Consider the following 1,978-nt stretch of genomic DNA (forward strand, 5'->3'; position numbering starts at 1 on the left):
TGAACTGCTACCCGTCAAGAGGACAGTGAAAAATCAAGAGATTTTGGCAACCAGTAACAGCAATGTTGCTGGTTGCTTTTTATGATGCACACACTTTTTCACAGAGTCTGCAGTCAAAAGGTGTCTCAGGCTTCGCCAGAGACGATCAATATTTATCCTCGCTGTAGGGCAGCCAGCAAGCGTGTATCCACGCCCGCTGGTGCGGGTAAGGATTTTCCGTGTCACTACGTCAAGTGCTGCCCGGCTTTCGGCCAGCGTACTGTCACTTGACTCCGTTCCCGCTCCCTATGTCTGTCGAAATGTAGCGCGGAAACGAATGTAATCATACAGCGAGAAGATATGAGTTGTATTTCTCAATTGGTGTCAGGACTCCGAATCTTCTCTGGTATCTCTTGGTGTTGTAGTAATATATATAGTTTTCGATCATAGACACGAGCGCTTCACGGCTATTGAAGCGGTTGCCATAGTATCGTTCTCTTTTAAGGATCCCCCAGAATCCTTCCATCGGACCATTGTCGATGCACTTGGCTACTCTGGACATGCTCTGAACCATGCCGGCGCTTTCGAGCTTTGTATGGAATGTCCGATTGGTGTACTGGAATCCACGATCGCTGTGGCAAAGAGGAGTAGCTCCCGGATTAGCGGCTATAGCCTGGTCGAACGTAGTGAACACAAGCGGATTGTCATTATGGTCGCTGATCACATATGACACGATCCGTCTATCATAGAGATCAAGGATCGCACTGAGATATACCTTGTGTTTATCCTTGTTCTCATCGTACCACTTGAATTCAGTGACATCGGTAAGCCATTTCTCGTTAGGTTTGTTTGCCGTGAACTCTCTATTCAGGATGTTCTCTGCGATGAACTGCGGGTTATCCGCCTGGCGTGTGCATCCGTGGTTCGCATACTTGATCGTAGACTTGATGTCCTTTGCTCTGCAGATCCTGAGAACTCGCTTGTCATTGACCTTTATGCCATAGTCGCGATACAGGTCATCATTGATCCTGCGGTATCCCTTGGCCGAGTCCATCAGATGGATCTTTTCTATCTTCTCTGCAATGATCCTGTTTTGCCTGACTCTTTCTCCGACATCACCGCGCAGCCATTTGTAATATGCTGATCTCGAGACATGTAGTATCCGGCAGCATGGCTCGACGGGATATGCATATGTCTCTGTGCAGTACTTGATGGAACTGTAGAGGTGTGACTGCCTTACTTGCGATAGAGATCTTTCCTCTCCAGTTCCTTGACTTTTTTTAACAGGTCACGCTCCATCCTAGTCATGTACAGTTCATGCTCGAGCTGAGACATTTTGATCTTGAGCTCCTCGACCTCGCTGCGAGGTTCCTGATTGACCTTGCGTTTTCCGCGGCGATCTTCGAGGCCAGCTTCCCCAAGCTCCTTGTAGCGTTTCACCCAACCATAGACCTGTTGGTAGCTGACGTTATGCTTGATGGCGGATTCACCATATTTACTGCCATTCTCCAGACATTCCCTGACGATCTTGATGCGCTCTTCTTTGGTGGTTTTTCTTGATGTAGTCATACGGCTTCCTCCTGACATATTATGCGAGAAGTCTTCACCGTTATTATACATCTTTATCCATGCCCTAAGTTGTCTGGTGCTGCGTAATCCATATTTTGCAGAAACTGTACTTAATGAGCCTTCGCCATTCAGATAGCTACAAACTGCTTCTAATCGCAATTCATTGGAGTAGACGTGATTCCTACCAGTATCCAGAAAGGCAAGTTCTCCATGCTCTCGGTATCTGTGCACCCACTCTCGAACGACAGATTCATTTACCCCCAACTGCCTAGCCGCTTCACTCTGACTGATTCTGTTTTCACAGCATCGCCTTGCATATTCGATTTTGGTCTCATTAGATATCTTCCTATTTTTTCTACCCATTTTAAAACTCCCTTCATGATTAACAGCGATTTTGTTTTTCACTGTCTCTCATAAAGGGAGCATATCA

The 1,978-nt window shown here is 46.7% G+C and carries 2 protein-coding genes and 1 pseudogene; all 3 read right to left on the bottom strand.

Annotated elements, in window-relative coordinates; all coding sequences use genetic code 11:
* Positions 1 to 322: 322 nt before the first annotated feature.
* Positions 323 to 1,192, bottom strand: coding sequence for an IS3 family transposase (locus BLQ24_RS10250; protein WP_207644957.1), 870 nt, complete (start codon positions 1,190 to 1,192; stop codon positions 323 to 325).
* A 23-nt stretch (positions 1,193 to 1,215) separates the two neighbouring features.
* Positions 1,216 to 1,548, bottom strand: coding sequence for a helix-turn-helix domain-containing protein (locus BLQ24_RS10415; RefSeq protein WP_242869638.1), 333 nt, complete (start codon positions 1,546 to 1,548; stop codon positions 1,216 to 1,218).
* Positions 1,549 to 1,749: 201 nt separating this feature from the next.
* Positions 1,750 to 1,911, bottom strand: a pseudogene (locus BLQ24_RS10550) (transposase); the annotation flags it as partial.
* Between the last annotated feature and the right edge of the window lie 67 nt (positions 1,912 to 1,978).

Source organism: Eubacterium pyruvativorans (assembly GCF_900102225.1).
In the GTDB taxonomy this organism is placed as follows: Bacteria; Bacillota; Clostridia; order Peptostreptococcales; family Anaerovoracaceae; genus Aminicella; species Aminicella pyruvativorans.

Excerpts from the sequence above, each read along its gene's own strand:
- BLQ24_RS10415 (WP_242869638.1), bottom strand. The coding sequence starts at position 1,548 with ATGACTACATCAAGAAAAACCACCAAAGAAGAGCGCATCAAGATCGTC.